This is a genomic window from Sorangium sp. So ce590, from assembly GCF_051521365.1.
Classification (GTDB): domain Bacteria; phylum Myxococcota_A; class Polyangia; order Polyangiales; family Polyangiaceae; genus Sorangium.
The window spans coordinates 2,339,161-2,353,022 of sequence record NZ_CP150346.1 but is presented as its reverse complement, the minus strand read 5'-3'; the positions used below and the strand labels follow the sequence as shown (position 1 = coordinate 2,353,022).

At 74.7% G+C, this 13,862-nt stretch carries 10 protein-coding genes; all 10 read right to left on the bottom strand.

The features are described from left to right. Nucleotides 1-437 precede the first annotated feature (437 nt). Entirely contained in the window at nt 438-3,794 is a 3,357-nt protein-coding gene (locus WMF28_RS08890) for a hypothetical protein (protein ID WP_437601672.1), read from the bottom strand. Between the two features lie 102 nt (nt 3,795-3,896). Then, the gene (locus WMF28_RS08885) at nt 3,897-4,874 is read right to left on the bottom strand and encodes a hypothetical protein (protein ID WP_437601671.1); all 978 of its coding nucleotides are present in this window, start codon (nt 4,872-4,874) and stop codon (nt 3,897-3,899) included. Nucleotides 4,875-5,593: 719 nt separating this feature from the next. Next, nucleotides 5,594-6,097, bottom strand: coding sequence for a hypothetical protein (locus tag WMF28_RS08880; protein ID WP_437601670.1), 504 nt, complete (start codon nt 6,095-6,097; stop codon nt 5,594-5,596). Nucleotides 6,098-6,262: 165 nt separating this feature from the next. Next, nucleotides 6,263-6,400 (bottom strand): hypothetical protein, encoded by a 138-nt coding sequence (locus WMF28_RS08875; protein ID WP_437601669.1) that lies wholly within the window; start codon nt 6,398-6,400, stop codon nt 6,263-6,265. A 5-nt stretch (nt 6,401-6,405) separates the two neighbouring features. After that, nucleotides 6,406-6,723 (bottom strand): hypothetical protein, encoded by a 318-nt coding sequence (locus tag WMF28_RS08870; RefSeq protein ID WP_437601668.1) that lies wholly within the window; start codon nt 6,721-6,723, stop codon nt 6,406-6,408. A 177-nt stretch (nt 6,724-6,900) separates the two neighbouring features. Further along, complete coding sequence (gene purK / locus WMF28_RS08865) at nt 6,901-8,088, bottom strand: 5-(carboxyamino)imidazole ribonucleotide synthase (protein ID WP_437601667.1); 1,188 nt, start codon at nt 8,086-8,088, stop codon at nt 6,901-6,903. 45 nt (nt 8,089-8,133) lie between these two features. Next, the gene (gene purE, locus WMF28_RS08860) at nt 8,134-8,688 is read right to left on the bottom strand and encodes a 5-(carboxyamino)imidazole ribonucleotide mutase (RefSeq protein WP_437601666.1); all 555 of its coding nucleotides are present in this window, start codon (nt 8,686-8,688) and stop codon (nt 8,134-8,136) included. 65 nt (nt 8,689-8,753) lie between these two features. After that, nucleotides 8,754-9,080 (bottom strand): TerB family tellurite resistance protein, encoded by a 327-nt coding sequence (locus WMF28_RS08855; RefSeq protein WP_437601665.1) that lies wholly within the window; start codon nt 9,078-9,080, stop codon nt 8,754-8,756. A 122-nt stretch (nt 9,081-9,202) separates the two neighbouring features. Continuing rightward, the gene (locus WMF28_RS08850; protein ID WP_437601664.1) at nt 9,203-10,960 is read right to left on the bottom strand and encodes a hypothetical protein; all 1,758 of its coding nucleotides are present in this window, start codon (nt 10,958-10,960) and stop codon (nt 9,203-9,205) included. A 30-nt stretch (nt 10,961-10,990) separates the two neighbouring features. Further along, nucleotides 10,991-13,660, bottom strand: coding sequence for a HEAT repeat domain-containing protein (locus WMF28_RS08845; RefSeq protein WP_437601663.1), 2,670 nt, complete (start codon nt 13,658-13,660; stop codon nt 10,991-10,993). Nucleotides 13,661-13,862: the final 202 nt, after the last annotated feature.

Genomic DNA, 13,862 nt, shown 5'->3' with positions numbered 1-13,862 from the left:
CGGTGGACACGCCTCCAAGAAAAGATGGGTCGCACCCGTCTCCCGGTGGACACGCCTCCAAGAAAAGATGGGTCGCACCCATCTCCCGGTGGACGCGCCTCCAAGAAAAGATGGGTCGCACCCATCTCCCGGTGGACGTGCCTCCAAGAAAAGATGGGTCGCACCCATCTCCCGCTGGACACGCCTCCAACAAAAGATGGGTCGCACCCATCTCCCGGTGGACGTGCCTCCAAGAAAAGATGGGTCGCACCCATCTCCCGCTGGACACGCCTCCACCAAAAGATGGGTCGCTGCCAACCGTTCCGCCGCGCCGCCGTCCCCATCCGCGAGCGCACGTACTCGATCGCCCGCTCGCGCGGCTCGCTGCGCGCGAACAGCGCCGCGAATCGCGCAGGAAATCCCTCAACCCCAGACAGCCCGCGCCCCGCGCCCCGCCCTCACGGCGGCGCGACGAACCCCGCCGGCCCCGCCACGGCGGGGGACCTGTCGCCCCGGTAGCGCTCGAGCAGCGCGCGCCGCTCCTCCGTCCACCCGTTCTTCGGCGACGCCGCCTGCACGAGCGCCTCCAGCGCGAGCCGGCGCAACCGCGGATCGTCGCTCCCCCGCAGCGCTTCCTCGAGGAGCGACGGGTGCACGCAGCCCTGCACCGCCGCCATCGCCGCCACCATCGCGTCGTGGTGCAGCAGATCCCGCCGGCCGAGCTCGGAGAGCGCCTGCCCGAGCTCCCGCCACTGCAGCAGGCGCGCCGCGAGCCCGAGGTACTGGGGCACGGCCAGGGCGTCCGCCTTCAGCACGGCGAGGAGCCCCTCGCCGACCGCCAGGTGGTGCCGCGCGGCATAGGCGCCGAGCCGCGCCGAGAGCACCGGCAGGAACGCCACGAGGTGGCGGCGCCTCGGCGCGAGCTCCCGGAGCCGCGCCACGACGGCCGCGACCTCGGCCGGCTGCATCCGGGCGAGCACGGCCGCCAGCGCCTCGGCCGCCTCCTCGGGCGCCGGCGCGTCCAGATGCGCGAGCAGCCGGAGGAAGAGCGCGCGCTGCTCGTCCCGGAGCGGCAGCTGCGCGGCGCGCCGGAGCAGGTCGAGCCGCGCCTCCGGCTCCGCCCGCCCGAGGATCGCGGCGAGCAGGCCCACGACGCGCGGCTCGGCCTCGGTCGAGAGCCTGCCGAGCGGGAGGTCCGCGAGCTTCGAGGCCACGATCCAGTCGGGATCCCCGACGGCGCGGCCGAAGACGTCCCAGGTCCCGGGCTTGTCGAGGTGGTCCCAGAGCGCCCGGAGCAGCGCGATCCGCACGTCGCGGTGGGTCTTCGGGCCGTCCAGCCGGAGCAGGTCCCGGTAGGCGTCGTCGCCGCCCATCTCGCCGAGCAGGCGCACGACCTCCTTGGCCACGGTCACCTTCGCGGTCGGCACGGCCCGGAGCTCGGCGAGCACCCGATCCCGGGGCATCTCGGCGAACGCCTTCCGGAGCGCGTAGATGGCCCACCGCGCGCGCTCGTCGCCAAGGCACTCGATCAGGACGGGCACGCCCTGGCCGGCGTCGAGCCACGGCAGGCCCCGGATGGCCATCTCGCGCAGCGGCGGCCTCGGATCCGCGGCGAACGGGGTGATCGCCGAGGCGTCGACGTACGCGAGCCGGACCAGCGCGGAGACGGCGAACCGCAGCGTGGGGACGTCGCACCCCTCGTCCGCGAGCAGCGCGCGCAGGCCGGCCGCGTACCGCTCCTGCTGCCGCGCCGTCCAGCGGCCGTGGCCCGCGCCGAAGTCGAGCACCCAGCGCGTCCGGCCCGTCGCGAACCTGCCCGTCATGGGCCGGCCGTCCAGCAGCGGGTCGAGGAGATCCTGGCGCTTCCGGCTCACGTGCCGGGCGACGTCGCCGATCAGGACGAAGCTCGCGTCGTCGCGCAGGAGCGCGGGCACGAGCCGCGCGAACCGCGGCCGATCATGGGCGCGGAGGAGCGCCAGCGCGCCGGCCGCGACGCCGACGAACGGGAGCTCGCGCGACAGCCGCTCGAGCGCCTCGAGCAGCGGCACGACCACCCCGAGGCGGATGCCGAGGCTGTGCGCGAGCGACAGCACCGCCCCCGCCCGCTCGCGGGTGCACCACGCGCCCGCGAGCTGCGCGAGCGCGGGGGTGAGCCGCTCGGCCTCGGCCCTCGTCAGCCCCTCCCCGAGCCCCGCCGTCGAGACCGAGCCGCGCACGGCGAGGATCCGCCCGAGCCAGCGGGCGCCCCACGCGCCGTCGACGCGGAACAGCCGCACAACGAGCCGCTCCACGGCCGAGGCCGTGGCCTGGGACAGATCCGCGGCGTCGAGCGCGTCCTGCGCCACGGCGCCCACCGCCTCGAGGTGCTCCGGCCCGAAGCGGGCGAGCGGGAGCGCGGCGAGGGCGCCGATCATCGCGCGCCGCACCGGATCCTGCTCGAACTTGCGGGCGCGCACGTTCGCGAGGGCGTCCGCGAGCGCGCCCCGATCGTGCAGGACGCTCGCGAGGAGCAGCGCCTGCGCCTTCGCGCGCTCGTCGCCCTCGGGGTGCCCGAGGAGCGGCGCGAGCACCGTCCTGGCCTCGGCGAACGGCAGGAGGCGCGCGTAGCTCATCCGCCGGTCCGGCCTGGCGACGAGCGCGGGGCAGTCGACGAGGTGCCGCCGCGCCTCGCGCTCGCGCAGGTCGGCGGGCAGGGCGTCGAGCACCTCGGGCGCGATCGAGCCGTCGGCGGCCTGCGCGGCGCGCGACCAGCGCTCGAAGGCCCGCTCCCGGAGCGCCTGCTCCTCGGCGGACGCGGCCGTCACGTAGCGGAACAGGAAGGCGCCGAAGCCCCCTCGCCCGCCGAGGAGGAAGGCCCGGAGGACCGCCCTCTTGTCGTCGGGACGCAGCCGCAGGAACCACCGCGGGCCCCGCTTCCCGTCGCTCAGGGCGCCCCAGGCGTTGCGGATGAGGTAGTCGAGGCGCTCGGCGCCGAGGGCCGGCGCGCCCTTGTCGAAGCTCACGACCGCGAAGGCGCCGGGCGGCCGCGCGGGGCGGCCGCTCTCGTGGCGCGCCTTCAGGAGGTCGAACGTGGCGGCCGGGCGCGCGCGGGCCAGCACGCCGAGGGGGTCGGCGAGGAACGAGGGCTCCTCGCCGAGGTCGAAGAGGGCCCGGATCAGCGGGAGCGCCGCGTCGGGCGCGCGCCGGGCGAGCGGGACGAGCAGCGGCGCGAGGCGGTAGCGCAGCCGGACATCGAGCGATCCGGAGCGCGCGACCGCCTCCCCGAACCAGCGCGCCGCGGCCGCGGGGTGCCTGACGGCCAGCCGCGCGAGGCAGTGCGGACCGCCCGCCTCGTCGAGGGCATGCCGGTGCGCCGCGACGAGCGGCTCGGAGCCGAACGGGAGCAGATCCACGATCGCCGGATCGCGCCCCTGCTGGATGCGCGCGCCGAGGAAGGCGTCCACGACCCCCTGGCGCTTGCGGCGGGCGAGCTGGGCCACCGTGCGCCGGAGGGCGCGCCGCTCGACGAGGACGCCGAGCGCCGCGAGCGCCTGCGCGTCGTCGCAGAAGCGGGCCACCATGCGGCCCGCGCGCCGCCGGACGAGGCGGGACGGGTCCGACACGGCCGCGACGACGCGCGCGCCGTCCCCCGAGCCATACACGGCCATGAGCGCGAGGAGGCGCTCGTAGGCCTGATCGCTGCCCGAGAGCGCGCCGAGGAGCGCCGCGGCGCCGGCGTCGCCGCGCGCGGCGGCGCCGCCCAGCGCCACGACGCGGCGGACGCGGTCGTCGTGGGCAAGCGGCTCGACCTCGGCCAGGAAGGAAGCGATGTCCATGGCGGCGATGCTACCGCCGCGAGGCGTGATCAGGGCAAGGTCGAACGCTCCGCCGCTCCGGGGCCAGGTGCGTTCAAGGCGTTCCCTGGCACCCGGCGCGCATCAATTCACGACGGGCACGAACTCCTCGCACGCCTCCTCGATCGCCGTGAGGGCGTTCGTGAGGCCGTCCTCGAGGCGCCCCTCGCAAAGATCCCAGAAGAAGCCACGGTTGTCGGCGGCGAAGGTGTCCACGAGCCGCTGCATGTCCTCGGCCTCGTCCGCGCTCCCATAGGCCCCCTCGCAATCGGTCTTCCCGCCGATGCCGAGAAACACGACGTTCTTTGCGTCGCCCTTCACGGCGACGAGCCGATCGTGGATCGCTTGCGGCTGCTGGCGCGGGACGGGCTGCTCGTCCTCATCGGTGATCGCCACGACCACGAGCAGCGCATCCTCGCGGAGGAAGCCCGCGTTCTCCTCGTTCGAGAACGGCGGCTCCAGCGCGGCGGCGACCGAGGACGCGGGCTGCTCGTCATCGTTGTTGCTGCTGCACTCGACATCGTCCGAGTAAACATCTGCGGCGCACTCGAACTCGCCGAGGATGTCGGTGCTCGAGCTCTCCATCCACGACTTTCCGCTCTGGAACGAACAGTCGCCCCCGACGCCGCGCGTGTGGAAATTTGCGGGCCGAGGGCAGGCGTCCAGCACGGCCGCGCGGAAGTCCTGGATGCCGCTGATATCGAGCAGCGCCTGCGCGAAGGCCGGGAACACGACCTCGCGCATCGATTGCTTTTCCTCACGCATGCTCGAGGAGTTGTCGAGCGCGAACACGACATCGACGTGCTGGCACCCCGAGCCGTTCGGGCCGTTGCCCCCTGTCCCACCGCTCGCTCCGTTGGCCCCGTTGCCGATGGAACCACCCCCCTGCCCGAAGATGTTACCCCCCTGCCCGAAGACGTCACCCCCCTGCCCGTGGCCTCCGGCGCCCGGGCCTCCAGCGCCCGGCGAACCGCTGTCCTGGTTTGTGCCCGCGCCCCCGCCGCACCCCACGAGACCCATCGTCCCTGCGCAGAGCGCCGCGCACCATGCCCTGAGCTCCATTCCTCACTCCTTCGTTTTGGGGCGCCATGCCCTACCCATTCGTTTCAAGGTCCCATGCGACACCGATCGCCGGAACGATGATCGTATCATGCGCGCAGCGCTGGCTCCAGCGGATCGGCCGAGGGCGGAGCCGACGAGCCTCGCCGCTCCTGCCGGGCCTTCACAAACGAAGAGGGGGACCGCTTCACGCTCTTCACTCGCTTCACCCGCGTCACCCGCTTCACCTCCTGTACCGATGAGCTCGACGATCCATGAGCGCAACCGTCGCGCGGTATCGCAGGGCACCAGCACCACCGCGGCGGAGAATTCCACGCCGGCGTACGTCCGACGGCCGCGAGCCTCAACGGCATGAAGTGTAAGAACACCGGCGACACAAAGCGCTCTTGGTCTTCAAGCCGTCCATGTACAAACCGCAGCGTGTTGCGTCCTGCGATCGGGCGGCGGCGGGCGACAGCTGTGTGGCGCGCGCCAAGCTCTCTTGCTGCGAGTCCTACCGAGCCAGCTCGGACATCGGCGGCTCCTACGTTCGCACGGGAAAGCGGTAGGCTCGAGGAGACCCCGTTCGTCGCCCGGCGCTAGGACACCGAACAGGTTGAAACCCCGAGAAAATGAACCACAGAGGCACAGAGGGCACAGAGTTTTTTGTTGTCCCTCTGTGTCCTCTGTGCCTCTGTGGTTCAAATCTCTTCATTCCCGGGCATTTCAAGCTGATCGGTGCTCTAGGCCCATCGCTCCGAGAGGACGGCCCTCATCCGGTCGATCCTGAGCGCGCGCTCGAGGGCGCGGCCCTCGAAGGCGCTGAGGAGGGCGGGCAGCGCCTGCCGGGCCAGCGCCAGCAGCGCGCGGCGGCGGACCTCGGGCTCGAGCCTGCCCTCGGTGACGATCTGGCTGAAGGCGAGGGCGAGGAGCGCCTCGTCGCGCGTGAGCAGGCTGTACTCGTCCTCCTCGCCGAGGGCCTGGACCTCGGCCGCGTCCACGGCGTCCCAGTGGGCGTTGTCGACCTCCCAGCGGGCGAGGAGCGCGTCGAGCAGCTCGATGGGGCTCGCCTTCGGGTGCTCGTCGCGGAAGTCGCGAAACGCGGTGAGCGTGTCGTGCGCCGTCTCGTTGCCGAAGGGGGCGGTCGCGTCGGTGAGCGACCAGAAGAACGGGTCGGCGAGCGCGGCGGCCGCGCGGGGGTGGCAGTCGTCGGGGGAAAGGTCGGGGAGATCGGGCGCTTCGGTCATGGAGAGGGGCTTTCCGTCGGGTGAGGCGCGGGCGCGCGGCGCCGCTACCTTACCGCGTCCGGGCGCCGCGGGAGGCCGCGGCGAGCACCTCCACCCTCACGATGTCGTCCCCGACGGGCTGGAGCACACCCCCGTTCGGGCCCTTCATACGGAGCCGGGATCGTGCTACTCCACGAGCGCCCAGCTATCCTCGAGGCTCTCCGCCGTCATCTGCGGCGACTTGCTGCAGGCGGGCGAGACGAGCGCCATCGAGGCAACCGCGAGCGAGAAGCGCACGGAGCCGAGACAACCCTGGATTCTCATACATCCTACTGCACCGCGTGGAACAGGTTCATGATGAAGAACGCCTGTCCCCAGGGGTTGAACCCCCACGCGTAGATGGAGCAGAGCCCCGCGCTCGCGAGCAGCCACACCTCGGGGAACGACACCCGGTAGCCACGCCTGTCCAGGGAGCGGGAAGCGAGCGTGTAATAGACAAGGAACAAGGTGCCTGCGGCGATGACGGCCCGGCTGATGGCGCGATGGTGCGAGTCCATCAGCGCCGGGACAGCGGTGAAGAAGGCGGCGCCCACGTCCTCGAAGGCGTCGAAGCTCTGGACGTGAAGGAGCATCGGAACAGAAGACACGATGTGTACCACGTGGGCACATCTGCATCGACTCAGGAACAGTGACGCGATCGCGTCAGCCGAGGTCTGTCGTTGGACCGCGGCTCGCCGGCGGCTCAGGAATCGACGTGACCGGGCCGCGCGGGGGCTCGAAATGCGCCTGTCAGGGGCCTGCGCCGTGCGCTGCCGGGAGGCCCTTCAGCGGCCGGGGAGCGGCAGCCCGGCGTGCGCCGAGAGCCGGGCCATCGCGAGCTTCGCGGCGACGAGCGCCTCCTCCGGCGTGCGGCCCGTCGCCGAGAGGTGGCCCATCTTCCGGCCGGGGCGGGCGATCCGCTTGCCGTAGAGGTGGAGCCGGATGCCCGGGATCTCCAGCGCGGCCTCGAAGGCCGGCGAGGCGCCGTCCATCCAGACGTCGCCGAGCAGGTTGACGATCGCGGCGGGGCGGACGACCTCGGTCGAGCCGAGCGGCAGATCGCAGACGGCGCGGACCGCCTGCTCGAACTGGCTCGTCGCGCAGGCGACCTCGGACGCGTGGTAGCTGTTGTGGGGCCGCGGGGCGAGCTCGTTGATGAGCAGGCGGCCGTCCCGGAGCAGGAAGAGCTCGACGACGAGCAGGCCCTCGACGCGCAGGCCGACCGCGAGATCGAGCGCGATCTGCACCGCCTGCCCGGTCACCGAGGCCGAGAGCGGGCCGGGCAGCAGCGACCAGTCGAGGATCTGGTCGCGGTGGTGGTTCAGGGCCGGCGGGTAGACCGCCAGCTTGCCGCTCGGGCTCCGCGCGACGAGCACCGACAGCTCGGCCTCGAGATCGAGCGCCTGCTCGACAACGCAGCGCTGGCCGCCCAGCGACCCGAAGAGCGCCGCCGCCTCGCTCCCGGCGTCGCCGTCGCCCGGCGACGCGCCCCCCGAGAGCCGCAGCTGCCCCTTGCCGTCGTACCCGCCGACGCACGACTTCACGAAGCACGCCCCGCCCATGGCGCGCGTCGCCTCGAGGAGCTGCGCGCTCGTCGCGACCTCGCGGAAGGGGCCCACCGGGAAGCCGTTGCTCGACAGCCAGCGCTTCTGGACGCCGCGGTCCTGCACCATGGCCAGCACGTCGGCCGACGGGCGCACCGGCGCGAGCCGGGCGGCGGCCGTGAGCGCCTCCGTGGAGATCTTCTCGATCTCGAGCGTCACGACGTCGCACTGCGACGCGAGCTCGGCCGCCTGCGCCGCGTCGTCGAACGAGGCGACGATGCAGCGATCGAGCACCGAGCGGGCCGGGCAGTCCGGGTCCGGGTCGAGGGCGTGGACCTTGTATCCGAGCGTGCGGGCGGCGAGCGCCGTCATGCGGCCGAGCTGACCGCCGCCGAGAATACCGAGCGTAGAGCCGGGAGCGATGGGCATTTCCGGAGGACCTAGGGCGAGGCGGGGCGAGGTGGAGGTGGAGGGTTAAACGATGACCGCGTCGCGGAGGACCGCCGCCTCCTGGGCGCCGCGGAACGCGGCGAGGCGCTCGCGGAGCTCGGGGTGCTTGCCCGACAGGACCGCCGCCGCGAACAGGGCGGCGTTGGCGGCGCCGGGCTTGCCGATGGCCATCGTGGCGACGGGGACCCCCTTCGGCATCTGGACGATCGAGAGCAGCGCGTCCATGCCGTTCAGCGCCGTGGCGGGGATGGGCACGCCGATGACCGGGAGCACCGTCTTCGCGGCGACCATCCCGGGCAGGTGGGCGGCGCCGCCCGCGGCGGCGATGATCACCTCGATCCCGCGCCCTTCAGCCGTGCTCGCGTACTCGAACATCCGGTCCGGCGTGCGGTGCGCCGAGACGACGCGCACCTCGTGCGGGATGCCGAGCTGCGTGAGCAGCTCGCTCGTCACGGCGAGGTGCTCGTAGTCGCTCTTGCCCCCCATGATCACGCCGACCCAGGGCCTCTCGGTCGAGCTCGCTCCCATTTCGGTCGGGGCCCGGCCCTCGCCGGCCCCTCGCTGCGCCATCGTGCTCATCGTTCCACCAATCGCCGACTCATCGATCCATCCATCCATCCGTCAACCGAGGGGCTGTGCCCCGGTCAGCGCGTGAGCTGCTCCAGCAGGCTCAGGCTCTCGCGCTCCTCCTCGCCGATCTCGCCGTCGGACGAGATCATCTCGCGCGCGGCCGCCAGGAAGAGCTGCCGGTGCGCGCGGGGGATCTGCATCGGATCGACGTCGTCGGCCGCGGGCGGCACATCGAGCCAGCTGCGCACCTCCTTGGCCTCCTCCTCGTCGAGCTGGAGCCGCAGGATCATCTTGCGCACGAACTCGCGCTCCTGCTCGCGCACCTGGAGGTCGGCCCAGGCGAACGAACAGATGAACCGCATCAGCTGGAGGCGTTCTTGCCGAGAGAGCTTGTCGAGCATGGGCGAAGACTTTAGCCCGGATCAGCCGGCGTTCTGTGTGGAAATCGGCTCGCGGTCCGCTGTAAGGAGATCCCCGGCGCGGCTCAGCGGCTCAGCGGCTCCGGCGGCCCGCTCGTCGCGGCTCAGCGGTACGGGCGGGCGACGCGCGGGCCGCGCAGGAGCGCCGAGAGGTGCAGCTGCGCGTCGAGCAGGTCGCGCAGGGTGGCGGGGTCCTCGAGCGGGGCCGGCACCGTGATCACGATGGCGTGCGGGGCGATGCGCAGCGCGTGCGTGCGGGCCCGCAGGCGCCTCACCGCCTCGCGCGCCCGGGGCGAGGCCGCGCGCAGCTGCTCGGGGTCATCGGGATCGAGCGTCACATCCAGGGGCGGATCGAGCACAAGCGTGACCTCGGAGCGCTCGGGGTGCGGGCCTCGCTCGAAGCACGTGTCGATGTGGAACGTGGCGCCGTCGAGCTGCGCGTCGCGGATGCGCATGCGGCCCACCTCGAAGCGGCCGTGGACCTCGGCCGCGAACTGCTCCCAGGCCGGGCGCATCGCCGCCATGGGCGTGGGCGGCGGGATGCGCGCGGACGCGGCGCGGATCTCGGCCGCCAGCGCGGCGAGGTGCTCCAGGAACGCGCCGAGCCAGGGCTGGTCGTGGCCGGGCGTGCGGGACCGGACCGACACGTGCTCGTCGTCGAGCCGGACGTCGTCGAAGGCGAGCAGCGCCCGGCGCAGCGGCCCGGCGACGACGGCGCGGACCTGGCCGGGGTCGCGCCCGCGCACGCGGTAGCGGCGGCCGAAGCCCTCGTCGTCCTCGGACGCGAGCGCGAGCAGGAAGCGCTTCACGCCGACCTCCAGGTCGAGCCCCCACGACGGCCAGCGCAGCTCTCCGACGATCGCGCCGCTCGACGAGGAGCCCGCGTCGATCCACACGGACGCCGCGCAGCCGGCGAGCGCGCCCGAGAGGCGCAGCTCCAGCGGGTCGAGCGACAGGCCGTGGCGCGCGCCGACCGTGCCCCAGACCCCGCGCCACCTCCCCGAGCCGATCTGCCGGCGCATCGCGCCGAGGCCGGGCGGCCGATCGAAGACGCCGAGCGCGAGCGGCGTCGTGTGGACGACGCCGTCCGAGCGCGCGAGCTCGACGCGCACCTCGAGCCCCCAGAGGAGGGCGACCCACCCGGCGTCGAACGACGGCGCGACGGAGCGGGGGATCCGGAACCGGAAGGGCAGCTCCCGCCCCTCGTCGCGGCTGTCCGCGCGGCGGAAGGCGGTGAAGCGGTGCGCCTCGGTCGCGCGGTTCGACGCGGCGGGGTCGACGCTGAGGAGCCGCTCGACGCCGACGAGCGAGATCTCGATCCCGCGGACGCTGCGGCCCTGCACGTTGCCGAGGGCCACCGCCCCCGAGATCTCGTCGCCCGGCGCGAAGACCTGATCGTCGAGCGAGACCTCGATGAAGGGGCTGTCGCCGCGCGCCGTGGTGCCCGCGACAGGCGACCGGGCCGGGCGCGTGACGGGGCGCGGCGTGACGAGCACCTCGTACGACTCCTGGACGTCGAGCCACCACGGGATCGCGATGGAGAGCGTGATGCCGTAGCGGATCTCGGCGCGCGTGCCGAGGTACGAGCAGGGCGCGTCGGCCGGGAGCGGGAAGCTCGCGCGGTAGCGTTGCTCGCCCTCCGGGAGCGTCGTCTCCCCCGCGAGGCGGGCGACGAGCGAGAGGAAGTGGGGCGGCACGAGGACGCGCTCCTCGACGCGGGCGACCTGCATGCCCTCCAGGTGGAGCTCGATCGAGTCGACCGGCGTCCTCCCGCGGCTGCGGAGCACGAGCTCGACCTGGACGACGTCGCCCGGGTGGACGGTCCTGGACATCCGGAGCTCGACGTCGGGTCGGCTGCGCATGGAGAGCGGCTCAGCGCGGCGGGCGCGGGCTCACTTCACGAGCGGCGCCGGGACGGCGAGGCGGAGCGGCCCTCGGGGAGCGCCGCGCTCGAAGACCTCGCCGCGCCGGTCGGCGACGCCGAGGCGCATGAGGCCGTCCGCGCGCACGAGCGCGAAGGGGGCGCGCGGGACCGGCGCGTCGCGGGCCGAGCCGCCCCGGCCCGCGTCGAACGGGACGACGAAGACCGCGACGTCCTCGGCGCCCGAGGGGGGCGCGCGGGGCGGGGCGGTGTGGGCGCAGCGCACCGCGACCGAGGCGTTCCTGTCCTCGCCGGCGCAGCGGGCGAGCGCGCGGCGATCGGCGTCGTCGCCGCCCTGCGCGAGGTGGTCGGCGGCGGCGAGGCGGACCGCCTCGGCGGGGTCGCGCGCGAGCAGGTCCCGGGCCGCGGCGCCGTCGCAGCGCGCCCGGGCGACCGTGAGGCCGGCGAGCGCGTTGGCGCGCAGGTAGGGGCGCGCGTCGGCGAGCGCCCCGCAGAGCGCCGCGGCCGCGCGGGCGGGCTGGCCGGCGCGGCCCGCGATGCGCCCGATCGCGCCCGCCGCGTTGCCCGCCACGGCGGCGTCGGGGTCCTTGAGGAGCGGCTGGAGCAGCGGCAGCGCGTCCCTGTCCCCCACCGCGCCGAGCGACCAGACGGCGTTGGCGCGGACGCCCGGATCCGGATCGCCCGCGAGCTTGCGGAGCGCGGCGGCGGCCGCCGGGTGCCCGGCGAGCGCCTCGGCGATCTTGCGGCGGTCGTCGATGGGCGCCGCCGAGGCCATCCGCGCGAGCGCGGCGCCCGCGGCCGGCCCGGGCATGCGGCCGAGCCCTTCGAGCAGCGCGTCGCGCGCGGCGTCCGGGGCGCTCGCGATGGCCGCCGCGACGTCGTGGGCGAGGCCCTTGCCGCTGCCGTCCTTCGGGTCGTCCGCCGCGCGCGACAGCGCGCCCGAGAGGGCGATGCCGAGGGCGCCCCGGTCCTGCTCGGCGGCGACGGTGAGGCGCTGGAGCAGCGCGCGCGCGCTCGTGGGGCCGGCGACGCGGGAGAGCGCGACCGCTGCCCGGAGGCGCACGTCGGCCGACTCGTCGTCGAGCGCCTCGAGCAGCGCGGCGTCCACGGCGGCGCCGAGCTCCCCGGCGGCGCGCGCCGCGCCGAGCGCCTCGATCACGGCGAGGCGGAGCGGCGCGGAGCGGGCCTTCGCGAGCGGCAGGAGCACCTCCTGCGCGCGGGGCGAGCCGGTGCGCCCGAGGAGCTGGACGAGGGCGAGCTTCTCGTCGGGCGGGGTCGCCGGGTCGACAAGCAGGGCGCGCGCGGGGTCGACGGCGCGCCCGTCGGGCCGCGCGGGATCGAGCAGCGCGGTCGCGGCGCGGATCGCCTCGCGGCGGACCGAGGGGTCGACGTCGCCGAGCAGCTCGAGCACGCTGGGCAGCGCCGCGGGGTCGCCGAGCGCCCCGAGGGCGCGGAGCCCGTGCCGGAGCGGGACGACGCCCCGCTGCATCCCCCGGACGATCGCGGGCAGCCCTTCCCTGGCCTTGAGCTCACCGAGCACGAGGGCGGCGCCTGCGGCGGTGTTGGCCGACGGCGCGGCCGCGAGCGCGGCGACGAGCGCGGGGAGGGCGGGGGCCGCAGCCGGCGCGGGGGCCGCAGCCGGCGCGGGGGCCGCAGCCGGCGCGGGGGCCGCAGCCGGCTTCCCGGCGCTGACGAGGGCGTCGCGGACCGCGGACCGCGGCGCCGCGGGGTCGTCCTTCGCGAGCGCCGCGAGCAGCACCTTCACCGCCGCGTCGGAGCCGATGCGGCCGAGCGCCCGGAGCGCCGCATCACGCACGTCGTTGCTCGAGGTGCCGCTGTCGGCCGGGCGCGCTCCGAGGAACGCGCCCGTGCCTGCCGGCGACGCCTCGACGAGATCGGCGATCGCGGACGTGGCCTCGTCCGAGCGCAGCCGGCCGAGGGCGCTCACCGCCTCGACGCGGACGTCCTGGGATGCGTCCTGGAGCGTGAGGATGAGCGCGCTGACCGCCCGCGCATCGCCGAGCTCTCCGAGCGCCCGCGCCGTGGCCCGACGGACCTCCGGGACCGAGTCCTGCACCTTGCCGATGAGCGGCACGACGGCGCGCGCGTCGCCGATCCGGCCGAGCGCACGCACGACCTCCGCGCGCACCTCCGGCGCGGTGTCGTCGAGGTGGCCAAGCAGCGGCGAGACGGCGTCCGGGAGCCCCGCCGCGCCCATGGCGGCCGCGGCGGCGAGGCGGACGTGCGGATCGGGATCGCCGAGCACCCGGCCGAGGGCGACGACGGATCGATCGGTGGGCGCCGCGCGGATGAGGTCGCAGGCCGCGAGCCGCAGGCGCGCGTCGCCCTCGCCGAGCCACTCGATCACGAGGTCTCCTGCGCGCGGCATCCGGAAGCGCACAGCCGCCCCGGCGAGGTACAGCCGCACCTCGATGTCCGGGTCGCTCATGCCCTTCTGGATCAGCCCGATCGCCGTCTCCGGGGCGAGCTCGCCGACGCGGGTGGCGGCGAGGCGCCGCTCCGAGACGTCGCCCGACGTGAGCGCGCGCGCGATCTGCTCCGGCACGTTGGGCCAGAGGAACGCGGCGGCGTCCCCGGGCGGCGCGAGCGCGGCGGCCGAGGCGGCGACGACGAGCAGGACCTGCGGGAGCCGGCGCAGCGGCGAGACGGTACGGCGCACGACCCGAGCGTAGTACAGCGAGCGCGGCCGCGTCATGACCGTTCCAGGCGGCTCGAGCGCCGAGGGCGAGGCGCCGGGCGGACGGGGGCGCTGGAGGGAGGACGCGGGGGCGCTGGAGGGTGCGGGGGCGCTGGAGGGAGGGAGTTTCTCTGCTCCAGGGAGCGCCACCCCCCCCCCGAGCGCTCCCGAAATCGTCCTCGCC

Bases quoted from the DNA above. Each gene is read 5' to 3' on its own strand.
- WMF28_RS08890 (WP_437601672.1), bottom strand. From the start codon at position 3,794: ATGGACATCGCTTCCTTCCTGGCCGAGGTCGAGCCGCTTGCCCACGAC.
- WMF28_RS08885 (WP_437601671.1), bottom strand. From the start codon at position 4,874: ATGGAGCTCAGGGCATGGTGCGCGGCGCTCTGCGCAGGGACGATGGGT.
- WMF28_RS08880 (WP_437601670.1), bottom strand. From the start codon at position 6,097: ATGACCGAAGCGCCCGATCTCCCCGACCTTTCCCCCGACGACTGCCAC.
- WMF28_RS08875 (WP_437601669.1), bottom strand. From the start codon at position 6,400: ATGAGAATCCAGGGTTGTCTCGGCTCCGTGCGCTTCTCGCTCGCGGTT.
- purK (WP_437601667.1), bottom strand. From the start codon at position 8,088: ATGCCCATCGCTCCCGGCTCTACGCTCGGTATTCTCGGCGGCGGTCAG.
- purE (WP_437601666.1), bottom strand. From the start codon at position 8,688: ATGAGCACGATGGCGCAGCGAGGGGCCGGCGAGGGCCGGGCCCCGACC.
- WMF28_RS08855 (WP_437601665.1), bottom strand. From the start codon at position 9,080: ATGCTCGACAAGCTCTCTCGGCAAGAACGCCTCCAGCTGATGCGGTTC.
- WMF28_RS08850 (WP_437601664.1), bottom strand. From the start codon at position 10,960: ATGCGCAGCCGACCCGACGTCGAGCTCCGGATGTCCAGGACCGTCCAC.